The 18,063-nt window shown below is 70.1% G+C and carries 17 protein-coding genes; 9 read left to right on the forward strand and 8 right to left on the reverse strand.

The window, feature by feature from the left end; translation table 11 throughout:
• Window positions 1-138 precede the first annotated feature (138 nt).
• Window positions 139-717 (forward strand): dihydrofolate reductase family protein, encoded by a 579-nt coding sequence (locus tag AC07EJ_RS00465; RefSeq protein WP_389486370.1) that lies wholly within the window; start codon window positions 139-141, stop codon window positions 715-717.
• 81 nt (window positions 718-798) lie between these two features.
• Here the strand turns inward: AC07EJ_RS00465 and AC07EJ_RS00470 are convergent, their stop codons facing one another.
• From AC07EJ_RS00470 to AC07EJ_RS00480, 3 genes are read right to left on the reverse strand one after another with little or no spacing between them, the layout of a single operon-like run.
• The gene (locus tag AC07EJ_RS00470; protein ID WP_478883415.1) at window positions 799-1,977 is read right to left on the reverse strand and encodes a serine hydrolase domain-containing protein; all 1,179 of its coding nucleotides are present in this window, start codon (window positions 1,975-1,977) and stop codon (window positions 799-801) included.
• Window positions 1,977-2,375 (reverse strand): thioesterase family protein, encoded by a 399-nt coding sequence (locus tag AC07EJ_RS00475; RefSeq protein ID WP_389486366.1) that lies wholly within the window; start codon window positions 2,373-2,375, stop codon window positions 1,977-1,979. Before AC07EJ_RS00475 ends, AC07EJ_RS00470 begins: the two co-directional genes overlap by 1 nt.
• 51 nt (window positions 2,376-2,426) lie before the next feature.
• Window positions 2,427-4,205 (reverse strand): FUSC family protein, encoded by a 1,779-nt coding sequence (locus AC07EJ_RS00480; RefSeq protein ID WP_478883416.1) that lies wholly within the window; start codon window positions 4,203-4,205, stop codon window positions 2,427-2,429.
• A gap of 120 nt (window positions 4,206-4,325) precedes the next feature.
• Between AC07EJ_RS00480 and AC07EJ_RS00485 the strand changes: the two genes are divergently transcribed.
• A complete protein-coding gene (locus AC07EJ_RS00485; protein WP_389486362.1) occupies window positions 4,326-4,958 on the forward strand; it encodes a DUF1345 domain-containing protein in 633 nt (210 codons plus the stop codon).
• A 120-nt stretch (window positions 4,959-5,078) separates the two neighbouring features.
• Here the strand turns inward: AC07EJ_RS00485 and AC07EJ_RS00490 are convergent, their stop codons facing one another.
• Window positions 5,079-5,570, reverse strand: a complete 492-nt coding sequence (locus AC07EJ_RS00490; RefSeq protein ID WP_478883417.1) for an Hsp20/alpha crystallin family protein — start codon at window positions 5,568-5,570, stop codon at window positions 5,079-5,081.
• A gap of 222 nt (window positions 5,571-5,792) precedes the next feature.
• On the opposite strand from AC07EJ_RS00490, the gene AC07EJ_RS00495 reads away from it, so the two are divergent.
• The 3 genes from AC07EJ_RS00495 (at window position 5,793) to AC07EJ_RS00505 (ending at window position 9,192) form a co-directional block, all read left to right on the forward strand.
• Window positions 5,793-8,348, forward strand: coding sequence for an ATP-dependent Clp protease ATP-binding subunit (locus AC07EJ_RS00495; protein ID WP_389486358.1), 2,556 nt, complete (start codon window positions 5,793-5,795; stop codon window positions 8,346-8,348).
• A 43-nt stretch (window positions 8,349-8,391) separates the two neighbouring features.
• On the forward strand, window positions 8,392-8,667 hold the full coding sequence (locus tag AC07EJ_RS00500; RefSeq protein WP_389486356.1) for a hypothetical protein: 276 nt from the start codon (window positions 8,392-8,394) through the stop codon (window positions 8,665-8,667).
• A 63-nt stretch (window positions 8,668-8,730) separates the two neighbouring features.
• A complete protein-coding gene (locus AC07EJ_RS00505; RefSeq protein ID WP_389486354.1) occupies window positions 8,731-9,192 on the forward strand; it encodes a GreA/GreB family elongation factor in 462 nt (153 codons plus the stop codon).
• A 10-nt stretch (window positions 9,193-9,202) separates the two neighbouring features.
• Here AC07EJ_RS00505 and AC07EJ_RS00510 read toward each other — a convergent pair whose 3' ends face one another.
• From AC07EJ_RS00510 to AC07EJ_RS00525, 4 genes are all read right to left on the reverse strand, one after another.
• On the reverse strand, window positions 9,203-10,132 hold the full coding sequence (locus AC07EJ_RS00510) for a LysR family transcriptional regulator (protein WP_389486352.1): 930 nt from the start codon (window positions 10,130-10,132) through the stop codon (window positions 9,203-9,205).
• A gap of 76 nt (window positions 10,133-10,208) precedes the next feature.
• Window positions 10,209-11,045, reverse strand: coding sequence for a formate dehydrogenase accessory sulfurtransferase FdhD (gene fdhD / locus AC07EJ_RS00515; protein WP_389486350.1), 837 nt, complete (start codon window positions 11,043-11,045; stop codon window positions 10,209-10,211).
• Between the two features lie 82 nt (window positions 11,046-11,127).
• Window positions 11,128-12,327, reverse strand: a complete 1,200-nt coding sequence (locus AC07EJ_RS00520; RefSeq protein ID WP_389486348.1) for an MFS transporter — start codon at window positions 12,325-12,327, stop codon at window positions 11,128-11,130.
• A 131-nt stretch (window positions 12,328-12,458) separates the two neighbouring features.
• The gene (locus tag AC07EJ_RS00525) at window positions 12,459-14,753 is read right to left on the reverse strand and encodes an FdhF/YdeP family oxidoreductase (protein WP_478883418.1); all 2,295 of its coding nucleotides are present in this window, start codon (window positions 14,751-14,753) and stop codon (window positions 12,459-12,461) included.
• Window positions 14,754-15,303: 550 nt separating this feature from the next.
• On the opposite strand from AC07EJ_RS00525, the gene moaA reads away from it, so the two are divergent.
• The 4 genes from moaA (at window position 15,304) to AC07EJ_RS00545 (ending at window position 18,045) form a co-directional block, all read left to right on the forward strand.
• The gene (moaA, locus tag AC07EJ_RS00530) at window positions 15,304-16,281 is read left to right on the forward strand and encodes a GTP 3',8-cyclase MoaA (RefSeq protein ID WP_389486466.1); all 978 of its coding nucleotides are present in this window, start codon (window positions 15,304-15,306) and stop codon (window positions 16,279-16,281) included.
• Between the two features lie 95 nt (window positions 16,282-16,376).
• Window positions 16,377-16,502 carry a hypothetical protein gene (locus tag AC07EJ_RS00535; RefSeq protein ID WP_389486344.1) on the forward strand — a complete coding sequence of 42 codons (126 nt, stop codon included), beginning with the start codon at window positions 16,377-16,379 and terminating at the stop codon, window positions 16,500-16,502.
• Between the two features lie 62 nt (window positions 16,503-16,564).
• Window positions 16,565-17,755, forward strand: a complete 1,191-nt coding sequence (locus AC07EJ_RS00540) for a molybdopterin molybdotransferase MoeA (protein ID WP_478883657.1) — start codon at window positions 16,565-16,567, stop codon at window positions 17,753-17,755.
• Window positions 17,752-18,045, forward strand: coding sequence for a MoaD/ThiS family protein (locus AC07EJ_RS00545; protein ID WP_393581421.1), 294 nt, complete (start codon window positions 17,752-17,754; stop codon window positions 18,043-18,045). The genes AC07EJ_RS00540 and AC07EJ_RS00545 overlap by 4 nt, the downstream gene beginning before the upstream one ends.
• Window positions 18,046-18,063 lie beyond the last annotated feature (18 nt).

Below are 18,063 nucleotides of genomic sequence, written 5' to 3' on the forward strand. Positions count from 1 at the left end.
AATGGGGGACGTACGCGGGTGGCGCGCCCGCCCGCGTACGTCCCGCGTCGAGTACGTCTCCTGTCGAGCGATGAGTCCTGGGGGCGTGCTCGGTCTATGCATGTAAGGGCTTCGCGTGACGGACACCCAGGAGATGTGATGAGCAAAGTGGTCATGCACAACGTCGTTTCCGTGGACGGCTTCATCGCCGACTCGGAGGACCAGGTCGGCCCGCTGTTCGACTGGTACGCGAACGGCGGCATCGAGATCGGCTCGAACGGGAAGGTGTCGGTGTCCAAGGTTTCGGCCGACTACGTCCGGCCGATGTGGGAGAGCATCGGGACGCTGGTGATCGGGCGGCACCTGTTCGACATGACCAACGGCTGGGAGGGGCAGCCCCCGGCGGGTGAACACGTGGTCGTGGTGTCCCACCGGCCGAGGCCCGAGGGCTGGCACCCCGAAGCGTCGTACCACTTCGTGGACGGCGTGGCGCAGGCGATCGCGAAGGCCAAGGAACTCGCCGGGGACCGCACCGTCGGAGTGGCCGCCGGCGAGACAGGCGGCCAGGCGCTCGCCCTGGGGCTGGTGGACGAGGTGTCCATGGACGTCGTGCCCGTCGTCTTCGGCTCGGGCAAGCGGTACTTCGGGTCCGTCGACGCCCAGCACCTCCTCGAGGACCCCCACGTCGTGATCCAGGGCGACCGCGTACTGCACCTCCTCTACAAGGTCCGTCACTAGGGCCTCTCGTTTGGATCAGGCTGGGCTCGCGGGGTCTGGCACGCGCATCTGCGGCGTTGTCGTCAATCGAAAGGCCCTAGTTCACGAGGTCAGAACGGAAACGACCCGGTTGGTCATGTCCTGCGGCGACGCCAACGGGGTCTGGGTGTACGCGAGAACCCAACGCAGGCGCTGATCGCGCGTGGAAAGCACTCGCGTCCGGTATCCGGACGTGTCACCTGTCTTCCCCCAGAACGTCACGCCGTTCACCGTGGCCTGCTGCAGTCCCAGGCTGTACCGGGCGGGACCGCCGTCGAGCATGCGCACACTGTCGGGTGGCAGCGTGAACAGGTGGTTCATCGCGCGCGGTGGCAGCAACTCGCCTGAGAACAGCGCCTGATGGAACCGGAAGAGATCGGTGACCGTCGACACCAGTTCGCCCTCGCCCCAGGCGCTGGACTGGTCGTACACGGTGACGTCCCGGAGCGACCCGTCGGTCATCTTCAGGTATCCGTGCACATGGGAGCCGTGCAGTCGCGGGTCGCGGTCCGGTATCAGAGTCCCTCGCAGACCCAGCGGGCGGACGACACGCTCCCTGATCACCTCGCCGTACGGGCGTCCGGTGAGGGCCTCGACCAGCAGGGCGAGCAGGACGTAATGGATGCCCCGGTACTCCTGCTTGCTGCCTGGTCGGAACTTCAGCGGATCGAGCGTCACAGTGCGCACCAGCTTCTGCGGTGTCCACTTGTCGAACCGATGGCGCAGGACGGCTTCCGGGGTGCTGACGTCGGGCAGGCCGCGATGGTCGGGGAGCCCGCTCGTGTGGTTCAGCAACTGCGCGACGGTGATCCGCGCAGACTCAGCCGGAAGCAGACCGGGAAGATGCCGTCCGATGGGCTCGCCGAGCTCCACGAGCCCCCGCGCCCACAACTGCAGCACCACGGTCGCCACGAATGCCTTCGTGACGCTGCCCGCGCGGAACGCGTCGTCCGGGCGTACCTGACGTGCGGTTCTGATGTCGGCCACGCCTGCCGTGCCGTACCAGCGCTGCCCCGGGCGGTCGACGAGTAACTGTGCGGACGTGGCCGGTGGGTGGGTGAGGTCGGAGATCGCTTCTTGCAAGGCGCGCGTGTCGAGTGAGGCCGAGCCCGACGGCGTATGCGCGGCGGCACGTCCCGTGCCGGCCAGCATCGCGCCCGCCGCCGCACTGCCTGCCAACAGGGAACGTCGCGAGAGGAATGTCATGACGTCGATCTTGCCGCCGACGCCCCGCGCTTCCATCAGGGATGGCCCCCACGCGCACCCTGATTGATCCCGGGGTCCTGGGCGGACGCCCGCGCGAGGAAGCGCCGCCGGTCGACGATCACCCGGTCGATCTCGCCCGTCGCGACCAGCTCGCCCGCGCTGTCCACGGCTCGTACGAGGAAGGTGAGCCGCCGGCCTTCCGCCTCGGCCGGCGGCTCCGCGAGGACGTCGACCCAGGCGCCCACCCGCGTGGCACGAAGATGCTTGACGCGCACGCCGGTTCCCACCGTCGTCCGGCCCGGCGCTGTGAAGGGCGCGGCGGCCCGCACGGTGGCCGCCTCCATCCACGCGATCAACCACGGAGTGGCGAGAACGGGCAGGTCACCGCTCCCCACCGCCATCGCGGTATGGGCGTCGGACACCTCATGGCGCATCACACCAAGCTAGCCCGAGGCCGGAGCCTCGCGCGCGTCGGCCGTCGTTCGCTACCGCTGGTGATGGAGCCGTTCCAGCAGGAGGTACGCACGTTGCTCGGCGGCCGCGAGTTCGGCGGGATCGATCCCCGCCGGCCACAGTTCTCCCGCGGCGGCGTCGTCGGCATCGCGCAACTCCACTACCGCCAGCACCAGTTGGACCTGGACGACCGGGAGCTGTGGCCCCGAGCCCTCGGTCAGTGAGCGCTGCGCCTGATCGGATGCCTGCGAGCATTCGGCCAGCGCACGCTCGACGCGCAGGGCGGCATGGTCATGGACGACGAGGAGCGCGCAGACGAGCCCGACGACGATGCCGAGCACGCTTCCCAGCACCCGGTCGGCGACGAGCTCCCCGGCAGGGGCGGGCGCGGCCAGGTCGCTCATCAGCAAGGCCAGTGGGGTGAGGAAGACGACGCCCAGTCCGTAGTTGCGCGGGACGAAGTATTCGAGGAGGAATTCGAGGAGCACGATCACGCAGGCGAGTGCCACCGGCGTCGGGTCCGTGGCCAGCACGCCCAGGGCGAGCAGCAGGCCGATGACCGTGCCGAGGGTTCGCTGGACGGCACGCTGGGCCGTGGTGCGGAGGTTGACCGAGTGCAGCACGGCGGCCGCGGAGATCGACGCCCAGTAGCTGTGCTCCAGCCCTCCGGCCACCGCCAGCCCGCCCGCGATCCCGGTGCCCAGGACCATCCGCACTGCGGGAACCGCGAGGACGGCCCGGTGTTCGGGGCCACCTGCGCGTCGCCCCATCAGCAGCTCGGTGGCGCGCCAGGCGACAGGTTGAGCCGGTCCCGCGGCCGGTCCTGAGACGGGGGCCGTGGGCGGAGCCTCGCTGTCCTGCGCCGCCCAGGACAGGAGGGACAGCTCGGGCAGAAGCGCGGGTGGACGCCGGCGCCGCTCGGTGAGGATCCGAGCCTGCCGAAGCAGTTGCCCGGCCGTCGCGGCGGGGTCATGGAGCGGCCGACGCGCGGAGCTGATCAGCAGTGACCAGGACAGGTCGGTGAGGCGTACGAAGATTCCGTCCCGGCCGGCCTGGTGCGCCCGCGTCGGAGGCGCGATACCGAGGGAGTGGTACGCCTGCAGCACCGCGACGGTCGTGCGGTGTCGCGCCTTCCGTGCATCGCCGCTCGCTCCAGGCATGGTGAGCAGTCCCGCGAGCTCACGCAGGGCCCTGGCGACGGCGAATCTCTGCGGACGGTCCGGGTGCAGGAGCCAGCCGGACACACCGAGCACCCAGGCGACCGCCGCTCCGGCCGCGGCAAGGCCTGTCTGTGGCAGGACGTCGGCGGCAGAGGGCGAGCCGTTGGCCGCCACCGCGAAGGAGAACAGCAGCAGCACCGCCCCGAGCCCGCTCAACCGGGTCGCATCGCACGCCAGCTTCGCCAGCCCGGCGACCACCGCCGTCGCCACGACCACGACGGCGGCACCCCCGCCTCCTTCCCCTGGCCGGACCCAGGCGGCGAGAGCCGATCCGCAGCCCACACAGGCCGTCATGGCAACCGCCACCAGCGCGAGCACGCGAGCACGACGCGGGTAGGGCAGGTTGCGCCCGAACGTCGTCGTGAAGGTGCCCAGCATCGCGTAGACGGAAAGCTCGGGCCGCCCCGCGATCGCGACCGGCAGTGCCACCAGCGCCATCGCCAAGGCGCCGCGCACGGCGAAGAGAAGTGCCCCGTCGGCCCGCTGGAGCGTGAGTGACCCGCGCGGGGAGAGCAGGCGCACCGCGCTGGCCACGGCAGGCCGCCAGCCGTGCCTGGTCACGGCAGCGAGTGGGCGGCGGGTAGAAGGCATCCGGTATGTACCACCGGCTCCGAGCGGGGTTTCTGATCCGAATCCAGCTGAATCCAGTCTGTGTCCAGGCAGCGGGCTCCGCCAGGCTGGCCGACGGCGGAAAGACTAGTCTGGTGATCCATGAGCGCATGGCTGCCTTTGTCCGCGGTTCACCGGCTGGGTGTCGCTGTGGTTGCCGGTGCGGTGGTCGGGGCGATCGTCGCGGTGACGAACAACGCTGCGCTGGGTGTTCTCTCCGGTATCGCAGCGACCGAACTGGTCTTCGTGCTGGCGGGTTGGGCAGTGCTGTGGCCGATGGATGCGAAAGCCACAAAGGCCAACGCCCGACGTGAGGACTTCCAGCCCGTCACCGACGAGCTCGTGATCGTCGGCGTCGCCCTGTGCGGCCTGGTGGCGACCGTGCTGCTGCTCCTGCTGGGCAAATCCGAGAGCGGCCACGCCGCGGCGGCGGTCGCGCTCGGCGGCGTCTTCATGGCTTGGGCGGCGCTCCATCTCATGTACGCCACGCGTTACGCGTACCTGTACTACACGGCCTCCGGCGGGATCGACTTCAACAACGACGACCCGCCCGCGTACAGCGACTTCCTCTACTTCAGCTACAACCTCGGCATGACCTACCAGGTGTCCGACACCAACGTCTCGACCTCGACGATCCGCGCCGTGGTGCTGCGGCACTCGCTCCTGTCGTACGTGTTCGGCACCAGCATCCTCGCCACGACCATCAACCTCGTCACAGGCATCGTCACCGGCTGAGATCGGCCGTGACGCCTTCGCCGGCAGGACGACCGAAGCAGGACGGGGGACACTGGGGGAGGAACGGCGCCTCTGGGCGCCTGCTTGCTGCTGCCATCGGCTACTTGCTGCTGCCATCGGCTACTTGCTGCTGCCATCGGCGTTGTCATTGCCGGCGGCGCTGATTTCGATGGCGCGCCGCGTCACCGCCGCGGTCTTCGGCAGGCGCAGAGTCAGGACACCGTCCGCCATATCCGCCTGGATGCGATCGACATCGACGTCGCCGGGCACGCGAACCCCATAGGAAAAGGTCCCTGACCGGCGCCGCAGCGCATTTCCGTCCGTGGTCTCGTCCACGGAACCGGAGATGTGGAGTTCCCTGCCGTCCACCTCTACCTTCACGCGTTCACGACGGACACCGGGCAGTTCCGCGCGCACCACGTAGGCGACACCGGAATCCGCTTCTTCCACCACGGGCATCCAGTGCTGCGAAGGGCCGGCCGGCTGCGAAGAGCGCTCGAGGAGACGGCTCACCTCGCCCCACAGGTGCTGGAGCTCCGTTGTCGGATCGGCCCCGGCCCACCAGGCAGTTCGTGCCGGATTCGACCGGGCGACGTCTGCGCGCTCATCCATGATTACTCTCCGACTCCGTCGACTCTCGCGGCGCTCGGCCGCCGGATTCCCTGACGACAGCCTGCGTCCCGGGCCCCCTGCCCGCAATTAGGCCCACGCCATTGGGTTGCATTCCCCTCCTCACTCAATTCTGGAGCTCGGAGGCGCCGATTTCGCTGCTGTTGCGACCCGGCTGACATCGCGCTTGAGTTGAACCAATCTCTCTCGGCACCTGGAGCAGGCATGTCGATGTCCTTCGGATCCGGGTTCGGCTCGTCCGACCCCTTCAGCGACTTGTTCAACCGGTTCTTCGGAATGTCACCTGCCTCGTCACCGCCGGCCGTCCAACGCGTGCCGATCGGGCGGCTCTTGACGGATTCGTCGCAGGAACTCCTCAATCTCGCCGCCCGGAAAGCGATCGAGGACGGAACCTCCGATCTCGACACCGAGCACCTGCTCTGGGCGACCACGAAGGTCGATCCGACCCGGAAGCTGCTCGCCCAGATCGGCGTGGACCCCGACGCGCTGTCCACGGAGGTCGCCGCTGTCCTGCCGCAGGAGTCCGGCCAGCCATCGGCCGAGCCCGGACTCACCCCTGCGGCCAAGCGCACGCTCCAGGCCGCTTACTCCCATTCACAGGCCGCCGGGGCCTCGTACATCGGCCCCGAGCACATCCTCGCGGCACTCCTGAGCGACGCCGACAGCGGCGCCGCCCGACTGCTGCGCGCGCAGGGCTTCAGCCCGGACCGCCTGGAGGGCCTCGCGGACCAGGCGTCCCGCGCGGACGGGTCCGCGGAGCCCAAGAAGCCGGCGACGACGCTCGACGAGTACGGCCGGGACCTGACGGAGGACGCGAAGGCCGGGATGCTCGACCCGGTGGTGGGGCGGGCCGACGAGATCGAGCAGACCGTCGAGATCCTCTCGCGGCGCTCCAAGAACAACCCCGTACTCATCGGCGAGCCCGGCGTCGGAAAGACCGCCATCGTGGAGGGCCTGGCCCAGCGGATCGTGGCGGGCGAAGTCCCGGACACCTTGAGGGACAAGCGAGTTGTGTCACTCGACCTCTCCGGCATGGTCGCCGGCGCCCAGTACCGCGGCCAGTTCGAGGAGCGCCTGAAGAAGGTCATCGAGGACGTCCAGGACGCCAGCGGCGACATCATCCTGTTCATCGACGAGCTGCACACGGTCGTGGGCGCCGGAGCGACCGGCGAGGGTTCCATGGACGCGGGCAACATGCTGAAGCCCGCGCTCGCGCGTGGCGAGCTGCAGCTCGTGGGCGCGACGACCATCGACGAGTACCGCAAGCACATCGAGAAGGACGCCGCGCTGGAGCGCCGTTTCCAGCCCGTCCTGATTCCGGAGCCGACCGTCGAGCAGACGGTGCAGATCCTGGAAGGGCTGCGGGACGCATACGAGGCCCACCACCAGGTCCGCTTCGCCGACGGCGCCCTGGCGGCGGCGGCCGAGCTCTCCGACCGTTACATCAGCGACCGGTTCCTGCCCGACAAGGCCATCGACCTGATGGACCAGGCAGGCGCGCGCGTGCGGCTGCGCAGCGCCGGGCGTTCCACCGAGGTCGTGAGCCGCGAGGACCGCATCGCCAAGCTCCGGCGGGAGCAGCAAGAGGCCGTGGCCGGTGAGGACTTCGAGAAGGCGTCGGAGTACAAGCGGCAGATCGCCCAGCTGGAGGGCGAGCTCGCGGGCATCGAGGAGCGACGCGAGGGCGTCGTCTCGGTCACCGAGGCCGACATCGCCGACGTCGTCTCGCGCCGCACGGGCATCCCGGTCTCCCAGCTCACCGCGAGCGAGAAGGAGAAGCTCCTCAACCTCGAGGCGGAGATGCACGCGCGGATCGTCGGCCAGGACGAGGCGGTCACCGCGGTCTCCGAGGCCGTGCGGCGCAACCGCGCGGGCATGGGCGACCCCAACCGCCCCGTGGGCTCGTTCCTCTTCCTCGGCCCCACCGGCGTGGGCAAGACGGAACTCGCGAAGACCCTCGCCGACCTCCTGTTCGGCGACGAGGATCACATGATCCGCTTCGACATGAGCGAGTTCCAGGAGAAGCACACGGTCGCCCGTCTCGTCGGCGCCCCTCCCGGATACGTCGGTTACGAGGAGGCCGGCCAGCTCACCGAGAAGGTCCGCCGGCAGCCGTACAGCGTGGTGCTGTTCGACGAGGTGGAGAAGGCACACCCCGACGTCTTCAACACCCTGCTCCAGATCCTCGACGACGGGCGTCTCACCGACGGCCAGGGCCGCACGGTCGACTTCCGCCACTGCGTCATCATCATGACGTCGAACATCGGCGCCCACAGGATCCTCGCCCACCACGGTGATGTGTCCGAGATCAAGGACGACTTGATGGAGGACCTGCACGCCAGGTTCCTACCCGAGTTCCTCAACCGCATCGACGACATCATCATCTTCCACGCCCTCACCGAGGACGACCTGTCGCAGATCGTGGACCACCTCCTGGACCAGAGCAAGCGCCGGGTGCACGCGCAGGGCATGACCCTGGACGTCACGGAAGCGGCCAAGAAGCTGCTCGTGGCCCACGGCCACCAGCCGGAGTTCGGTGCGCGTCCGCTGCGGCGCACGATCCAGGCCGAGCTCGACAACCGCATCGCGTCGATCCTGCTGAGCGGTGACGCGGAGCCCGGGGACACCATCGTCGCGGACGTGGTGAACGACACCATTCACTGCACCGTGAGCAAGGGCGACGCCGCGGGGGAGGCGAAGGCCGAAGGGTCCGCGGAGGAACCGCCCGCGGCCGAGGCGCAGCAGACGCCCGATGCCTGATCCGGTCGGGCGCGCCTGACGGCGCCTGAACCAAGGAGGACACATGGTCCATCACCACAAGTCCAACCGAGCCGTCGAGGGCAACCCCGACGACCGGCGAGGCATGCCTCTGCGCCCCAACATGGACGCACTCGAAAGGCGCACCCAGGAGGACCTGCGGGACGTCGGGCTGCGGGTGAAGAAGCCCGAGCGGCCCGCGAAGCAGTACGAGGCGATCCTGAACGAGGTCGAACGCGAGGTCGACAGCGGCGAGATGCCGAGCGGCAAGATGTCCCGCGCGGAGCGAGAGGCTTTCCCGCCGACCCGCTACAACAGGTGACCTTCCTGCAGTGAGGCCACGCCAGCAGTGCGGCCACGACAGGTGAAGGGAGCGGGAACGGGAATGAGCGGAGAGCCCGAACCGATGAGCGCCGTCGAGCGACGCGCGCTCGAGAAGGAACTCGCCGACGTGACGGCCGAACGCGACGCGGACGCCGGCACGTTGCAGGACACCACCGAGGTGGGCGACCGAGCCGACCAGGCCGACGAGTTGATCCGCTCCGACGAGACCCACCGTCTCGACGCACGCATCGACGAGATCAAGGTGCGCCTGCGCGAAGCCGCCGACGCGGGCCCGCCCGGCACGGACGTGGTGGGCGTGGGCAGCACGGTCGAGGTGCGGTACTCGGACGGCTCGGTGGCGACCGTCCAGATCGGCGAGGGCGCGGCGGTCCTGGACCAGACACTGGTCACCGCCGACAGTCCGCTCGGCAGCGCGCTGCTCGGGGCCCGGCCCGGCGACAGCGTCAGCTATGACGCGCCCGACGGGCGGGCGACGGTCACGGTCGTGTCGCTGGGCGCGTAGCCGGCCGGGTCTACGCGCCCCCGGGACCCCCCGGGAGACGTTCCAACGCGGAAGCCACATCCGTGTGCCGGGCGACTTCCACCAGTGCGCGGGCCATGACCGAACCTGGCTCGCGGGCCGTGACCACGAGCCCGACCGGCACCGTCCGGGCGGGCTCGACGAGTGGCACCGCCCGCATGCCGTGCGGGACGCCGAAGACATGCAGCCACGCGTGCGGCACGATGCTGGCCCACCGGCCCGTCCTGACATGGGCGAACAACGCGCCCACCGAGTCGGTCTCGACCCGGGGCGAGGGCCGGGACCCGGCCTCGGCGAACACCTCGTCCAGCACGCGGCGCCCCTGCATGGAGTCGGTCAGCAGGCACAGCGGCAGCCGCGACGCCTCCGTCCACGTGGCGGTCGTCCGATGGGCCAGGGCGTCGGCGGCCGTGATCAGGAGCACGTACCGTTCCTCGTACAGAGGGACGGTGTGGAAGTTCTCCGCAAGTTCCTTGTGCAGATAGGTGATTCCGGCGTCGAGCTCGAAATTCTGCAGTTGCCGGAGAATGTCCCGCGACTGGAGATCCGCTATCACCTCCACGGTCACCAGCGGGTGCTGCGCGCAGAACGGGCTGGTCAGCAGGGAGACGGCGCCGGACGCCGTCGGGACAGAGCCGATCCGAATCCGGCCGCTCAGTCCGGTGCGCAGCGCGCCGACCTCGTCCTTGAGCGCGTCGCGATCGGCGAGGATCCGCTGCGCCCACACCACGATGCGTTCACCTTCGGGCGTGAGGCCCTCGTACTTGCGGCCGCGCCGGACCAGCGGCACGTCCAGCTCCTCCTCCAGCTTGCGGATCGCCTCAGAGAGGGCGGGCTGGGAGACGTAACAGGCCTGGGCGGCGCGGGCGAAGTGGCGCTCCCGCGAGAGGGCCACCAGGTATTCGAGCTGGCGAAACAACACGCCATGGGTCTACCCGACGGCCATGGGGAAAGCCAATCGGGCTCGCTGGCCGCCGGGCGAATCCTCGGTCGGGGCGTCAGGCCACGGGCACCCGTTCCAGCCGCTCGGCGCCGGTGTAGACGTTCATCGAGGAGCCGCGCAGGAAGCCGATCAGGGTCAGCCCGCTCTCGGCGGCGAGGTCCACGGCGAGCGACGACGGGGCGGAGACGGCCGCCAGCATGGGGATTCCGGCCATCAGCGCCTTCTGCACCAGCTCGAAGGAGGCCCGGCCGCTCACCATCAGCACGCTCTCGCGAAGCGGCAGCAGCCCCTCGCGCAGCGCGTGGCCGACCACCTTGTCGACGGCGTTGTGCCGGCCCACGTCCTCGCGCAGGCACAGCATTTCCCCGTCGGCGCCGAACAGGCCCGCGGCGTGCAGGCCGCCCGTGCTGTCGAACACCTTCTGGGCCGCCCGCAGCCGGTCCGGCAGCGCCGTCACCAGCTCGGGACCGACGCGCAGCGGATCCTCGGAGACGGTCCACGCCGCCGAGGTGCGCACCGCGTCCAGGCTGGCCTTGCCGCACAGCCCGCACGAGGACGTGGTGTAGAAGTTCCGCTCCAGAGAAGCGTCAGGGGCGGCCACACCGGGGGCCAGGGCCGCGTCCACCACGTTGTACGTGTTGCCGCCGTCGGCCGTGGCGCCCGCGCAGTAACGGATCCCCGTCAGATCGTCGGCGGCGTGCACCACGCCCTCGCTCACCAGGAAGCCGGCCGCGAGATCGAAGTCGTCGCCCGGTGTCCGCATGGTCACCGTGAGTGCCCGCCCGCCCACCCTGATCTCCATCGGCTCCTCGACGGCCAGGGTGTCCGGCCGGTACGAGGACACTCCGTCCCGAACTCGCAGCACACGCCGCCGCGCGGTCACGCGTCCCATGATGTTGCTCCTCTCCTCGGAGCAGCACTCCGATGGTGTCGACGATATGACTCGTGGCGGGCCCCGTCCTGCGGCCGCGCACTCAGGGAAGACTCCGGCGGCTGTACCCAGCTGTGACAGCCAGGCACAGCAGACCCACGGCCGCCATGCCCGCCAGGAGCGCCGGGTAGGGGGCGGTGCCCGCGTCCGCCGTCAGGGCGAGCAGAAGCGGTGTGAGGAAGCCGCTGTAGGTGGCGCCCTGATAGAGGACCGCTGTCGAGGGGTGTGCTCTCGGTGGCATGAGCCGTTCGATCTCCATCAGGCCCGCCGCCAGGGTGAGGCCGTATCCGGCGCCGAGAAGGGCCGCCGCGGCCATCACGAGACCTGCGGAGTTCCGGTGCGCGGCGATCGCGCCCACCGCGAGTCCGCCGATCACCGTGACCATGGCGGCCAGAGTGGCCCGCGCGCTGTGCGCATGGTCCAGCCGGACGGCCAGGGGGCGGACGGCGATGCCCGCCGTGAGCGTCAGCGCCGTCACGAGACCGCTGAAGAGCGGCGCGTATCCGGGAACCCGGTCGGCCACCAGCGGCGGCAGCACGACGTACGCGACGGTCGCGGCGCCGAACACCGCCGGGCTCGCGGGAAGCACGACCCACAGGAAGCGCCGGTTCCTGACGACGGCCCGGTGCAGGTCCACGAAGCGGTACGTCCCCGGGGCGGCACCGGGTGCCGGCACCGTCTCCGGTACGCGGCGGGTCGCGCCCAGCACCAGCAGGGCCAGCAGACAGTGGGCGAGGCCGGGCAGCACCATCGGATGCGGCAGCCACTCGGCGAAAGCGCCCGCCGTCACCGCGCCCGCCGCGAACCCACCACCGGTGGCGTACGTCGCGCGCCGGTCGCCGGCATCCGGGCCCGATGCCCCGGCGGACAGTTCCCGGAGCCATATGGTGCCCGCGGTCAGGACGACACCCGCCGCGAATCCGGTGACCGGCCGGCTCACGTAGACGGCGGCAGGGCTCACCGGAGCCGCCGCCAGCAGGGCGCTCGCGGCGGCGGACAGGGCCAGGGCGGGCCGGACCGTGAGGCAGCGGCCGAACCTGTCCGCGGCCGCGCCGCCGACCAGCAGACCGGGGAGCAGCCCCAGAAGATAGGTGGTGAACATCGCGGCGACCGGGACGGGAGGCCAGTGCTCCTGGGTCCGGTACACCACCGCGAGCGGAGTGAACTGGTTCGCGCCCCACCCGGCGGCGAACACCGCGGCCGCCGCCGGAAGCCAGCCGCGGACGGCGCGAGATGCGGGCATGCAGGAACGTACCTTTCTGACTGAACACGGTGCGTCAGTGCGTCAGTGAGTCGACGCGTCGGCCCGCCGTCGCGGCGAGCGCTCCGAGGGATCCGCACCCCCGAACTGTCCTGGGAGTGCCGGGTGTTGGGTCAGCTCGGGGTGCCGACGGGCTCCAGACGCACTACAACTCCCTTGGAGGTGGGGCAGTTGCTGATGTCGGCGACGCTGTCCAGCGGTACCAGGACGTTCGTCTCGGGGTAGTAGGCCGCGGCGGAGCCGGGGCTGGCCGGGTAGGCGACGACCTTGAAGTTCTCGGCGCGGCGCTCCCGCTCGTCGTGCCAGACGCTGACCAGGTCGACCATGTCGCCGTCCTCGATGCCGAGCAGCTTGAGGTCAGTGGGGTTCACCATCACGACACGGCGGGCGTTGTGGATGCCGCGGTAGCGGTCGTTGGGGGCGTACCAGATGGTGTTCCACTGGTCGTGCGAGCGCAGCGTCTGGAGCAGCAGGTGACCCTTCGGCACGTGCGGCATCGTGAACTCGTTCTGCGTGAACACGGCCTTTCCACTGGGGGTGTTGAAGACGCCGCGGTTGGCCGGGTTGGGCAGGTTGAAGCCGCCCGGCTCGGTCACACGCGCGTTGAAGTCCTCGAAGCCCGGGATGACGCGGGAGATCCGGTCGCGGACGGTGCCGTAGTCGTCCTCGAAGCCCTGCCACGGGATGCCGTACCTGTCGCCGACGGTCGCGAGGGCCATGCGGCTGATGATGGCGACCTCGCTGAGTAGGTGGGGGGAGGCCGGCGGCAGCTTGCCGCGGGAGGCGTGCACGTCGCTCATCGAGTCCTCGACGGTGATGAACTGCTCGCCGGAGGCCTGGAAGTCCTTGTCGCTGCGGCCCAGCGTGGGCAGGATCAGGGCGGTCTCACCGCACACCGTGTGGGAGCGGTTGAGCTTCGTCGAGACGTGGGCCGTCAGGCTGCAGTTGCGCATCGCCTGCTCGGTCACCTCGCTGTCGGGGGTGGCCCGTACGAAGTTGCCGGCGACGCCGAGGAAGAACCTGGCGCGCTTCTCGTACATGGCACGGATGCCGTCGACGGCGTCCAGGCCGTGGTGGCTGGGCGGCGTGAAGCCGAACTCCTGGCCCAGGGAGTCCAGGAACTTCTGCGGCATCCGCTCCCACACGCCCATCGTGCGGTCGCCCTGCACGTTGCTGTGGCCGCGCACCGGGCACGCGCCCGCACCGGGCTTGCCTATGTTGCCGCGCAGCATGAGGAAGTTGATGACTTCGCGGATGGAGGGGACGCCGTGCTTGTGCTGGGTGAGGCCCATCGCCCAGCACACGATGACCGACTTGGCGTTCAGGACGCGCTCGAAGACCTCGTCGATCTCCTCGCGGGACAGGCCGGTCGCGTCGTAGATGTGCTCCCACGTGACCTGGCGCGCGTGCTTCTCGAAGGCCTCGAAGCCGATGGTGTTCTTCCCGATGAAGGCGTGGTCGATCACCGTGCCGGGGTTGGCGTCCTCGGCCTCCAGGAGCAGCAGGTTCAGGGCCTGGAACAGGGCGAGGTCGCCGCCGGCCCTGATGTGCAGGAACTGGTCGGCGATCTGTGTGCCCTTGCCGACGATGCCGCGCGGGCGCTGCGGGTGCTTGAAGCGGAGCAGGCCGGCCTCGGGAAGCGTGTTGACGGCGACGATCTTGCCGCCGTTGCGCTTGGTCTCCTCCAGGGAGGACAGCATGCGCGGGTGGTTGGTGCCCGGGTTCTGGCCCACGACGAAGACCAGGTCGGAGTTCTCCAGGTCGTCGAGCGAGACCGTGCCCTTGCCGATGCCCAGGGTCTCCGACATCGCGGAGCCGCTGGACTCGTGGCACATGTTGGAGCAGTCAGGCAGGTTGTTGGTGCCGTAGGCGCGGGCGAAGAGCTGGAGGAGGAATGCGGCCTCGTTGTTGAGGCGCCCCGAGACGTAGAACAGGGCCTCGTCGGGGGAGGTGAGCTGCTTGAGCTCCTTGGCGAGGATGCCGAACGCCTCGTCCCAGCCGATCGGCTCGTAGTGGGTCGCGCCGGGCCGCTTGACCATCGGCTCGGTCAGCCGGCCCTGCTGATTGAGCCAGTAGTCGGACTTGGAGTCCAGCTCGGCGATCGAGTGCTCGCGGAAGAAGTCGCGGGTGACGCGGCGCGAGGTGGCCTCGTCATTGATGTGCTTGGCGCCGTTCTCGCAGTACTCGTTCATGTGCCGCTTGCCCGGCGCGGGCTCCGGCCAGGCACAGCCGGGGCAGTCGATGCCCTTGGCCTGGTTGATGTTCAGCAGCGTCAGCATGGTGCGGCGCGGTGACGTCTGGCTGAGGGAATACTCCAGCGCGTGCGTCACGGCGGGGAGGCCCGTCGCCCAGGTCTTGGGGGGCGTGACGGTCAGGTCATCGATCGGGTCCTCGATGCTGCGGCTCATGATCTGGTCTGCCTCTTTCTTCCATGCACCTGGGTGGACGGGTCCCCGGGAAACGGCGGCCTGTTCTCCGTGTTCACTTTTACGCGGTTTATCTGTGCGCGCCGATTGTGTTGCGCCGGTTACGTTTACGTGTCACCACCGCGAGAGAAGCTTCCTGCAATCCGGTGGGCGCGTCAAAGAGGCATTTCCGATCACCTGATAGGTACCGCTTATCAAGGCTCCTGCCCTTGTCCTGCCTGGGCTCCGAGGCCCGATAGCCCTGACCGATCATGCCATCGAGAGTCCCTCTTTGACTTCTTGGGGAGACTTTTCCATGATGATCGACGAGCGAGGAAAGCTGAAGTGACGAGCGAGGAAAGCTGAAGTGGGGAAAGGCTTCGGATTCCGACCTCTGGATAATTCGCGAACTTTGGTCTCTAATGTTTCACCAACCCCGGCTGATATTTCATGGGAGGGCGCAACCGTGCTTGATCACCGCGACGAGCCGACCGGGACCGGTCGGTCCCGGCGCCACCGCGCGGAGCGCCTTCCCGCCGTTCCGTCGCCCCTCGTGGACCGCTTCGGCCGGGTCCACACGGACCTGCGGGTCTCGCTGACCGACCGCTGCAACCTGCGGTGCGCGTACTGCATGCCGGCCGAGGGGCTGAACTGGCTGCCCCGTGCCGAAGTGCTGACCGACGACGAGGTCGTACGCCTCGTGCGCATCGGCACCGAGCGCCTGGGGATCACCGAAGTCCGGCTGACCGGAGGTGAGCCGCTGCTGCGCCGTGGCCTGCCCGGTCTGGTGGCCCGCCTGTCCGGCCTGAACCCGGCGCCGGAACTGTCGATCACCACCAACGGCATCGGCCTGGCGCGCAGCGCGGTCGCCCTGCGCGATGCCGGGCTCAGCCGGGTCAACGTCAGCCTGGACACACTCCGCCCGGACCGGTTCGCGGAGATCACCCGGCGCGACCGGATCAAGGACGTACTGGCCGGGCTCTCGGCCGCCCGTGACGCAGGCCTGAACCCGGTGAAGATCAACGCGGTGCCGGTGCGGGGTGTCAACGACGACGAGATCGTCCATCTGACGGCGTTCGCGGCGGAGCATGGCTACCAGATGCGGTTCATCGAATCGATGCCGCTCGATGCGCAGGGTGCCTGGGACCGGGACCGGATGGTCACCGCCGCGGAGGTCCTCGACCGGCTCGGCGAGCACTTCGAACTCGTGCCGGTCGGGCGGCAGGACAACGCGCCCGCCGAGGAGTGGCGGATCGCCGGCACGGAGGCTCTGGTGGGTGTCATCGCCAGTGTCACCCGTCCGTTCTGCGGTACGTGCGACCGCGTGCGGCTGACGGCGGACGGGCAGCTGCGCAACTGCCTCTTCGCCACCGAGGAATCCGACCTTCGGGCGCTGCTGAGAGGTGGCGCCGACGACGCGACGGTGGAGGCGGCGTGGCGGACCTCGGTCGGCGGGAAGGGCCCCGGCCACGAGATCAACAGCCCGGAGTTCCGCCGCCCGGAACGCCCGATGTCGGCCATCGGCGGCTGACGGGCCCCACCCCAAGAGCCTCCGAGGCGGACAGGCGGCGGACAAGCGGCTGACGAGCGGCAGGCAAGAGGCAGACAAGAACGAAGGTGAGCTGGATGCGAAGTTGGATCGAGGACGTCAAGTCCGAACTCGACGTCGACCTTGACGTCGCGAACCGCAAGCTGACGGCGTCGGCCGAACGCTGGGCGACCGGGACCGAGAACAGCGCGGGCACCGCATGACCGCGACAGCCACGCCCGCCCGGCGCGGCTCGGGGAGAGCGCAAGTGGCGGCAGACACCCACATGCCCTGGGAACAGGCCCGGCAGGTGGCAAGAGACTGCGGCGGACAGCCGCTGCCGGTCGTCCCCCGATCCTTGACGGACGCGCTCGGTCACGCTCTGGCCGAAGCGCTGACGGCGCTCACCGATCTGCCGCCGTTCGACACGTCCGCGATGGACGGCTGGGCCGTGGCCGGACCGGGACCCTGGCTGGTGGGCGGCGCCGCCGTCCTCGCCGGCGACCGGGCGGCGCCGCTCAGCGACTACGGCACCGCCGTTCCCATCGCCACCGGCGCCCGGCTGCCGACGGGCGCAACGGCCGTACTGCGCAGGGAACATGGGGAGTTCGATGCCGGGGGCGGGACGCTGCGCGAGTGCTCCACCGGGCCCGGCTCGGTGGCTGCGGGCCGCGACATCCGGCCGCGTGGCCAGGAGTGCCACGCGGGCGAAGCGCTGATCCCGGCCGGCAGCACGGTGACCCCGGCCGTGCTGGGCCTCGCGGCGGCGGCCGGGTACGACCGGCTCGCCGTACACCGCCGCCCGACCGTCGAACTCCTTGTCCTCGGAGACGAGTTGCTGGAGTCCGGCCTGCCCCGGCACGGGCGGGTCCGCGACGCGCTCGGCCCCATGCTGTCGCCGTGGCTGCGGAGCTGCGGCGCCGACGTGATCAGCCGCCGCCTGGTGGCGGACGACCTGGGATCGCTTCGGGAGGCCGTACGCGATTCGGCCGCCGATGTCGTCGTCACCACCGGCAGCACCGCCGCAGGACCGGTGGACTTCCTGCACGCCACTCTCGAAGAGGCGGGCGCCCATCTGCCGGTCGACTCCGTCGCCGTACGGCCCGGACACCCCATGCTGCTCGCCGAGCTGCCGCCCACCGCCGACGGCCGGGCCCGCCGGCTGGTCGGCCTGCCCGGCAACCCGCTCGCCGCCGTCGCCGGCACGATGACGCTGGCCGCGCCACTGCTGCGACGTCTCGGCGGGCACGCGGACGCGGAACCGCGGCGGATTCGCGCCACCGCCGGCTTGCCGGGGCACCCGCGGGACACCCGGTTGCTGCCGGTGCGACGCACGGGCCACGAAGTGGCGCCGCTCCCGTTCGACGGCCCCGCCATGCTGCGCGGGCTGGCATGTGCCGACGGTTTCGCAGTCGTCCCGCCCGGGGGTGTGCCCGCCGGAGCCACCGCGGAGGTGTGGGAGGTGCCGGGACGGTGACCGCGACGACAGAGGGCACCGCTGCGGCGACGCCCGCCGGCACCATCCGCTACTGGGCGGCGGCCAAGGCCGCGGCCGGTACGGCGGAGGAGCCCTACCGCGCGACGACACTCGCCGAGGCGCTGGAGCACGTCCGGTCCCGGCATGACGAACGTCCGGGGTTGGCGCGGGTGCTCGGGTACTGCTCGTTCCTCGTGGACGGCCGTCCGGTCGGCGGACGCGACCACGCCTCGGTCCACCTCGCCCAAGGGGGAACGGTCGAGGTACTGCCCCCGTTCGCGGGCGGCTGACCCACCCCAACTCGCCAC

The sequence above is a fragment of the Streptomyces sp. NPDC045026 genome, assembly GCF_056432625.1.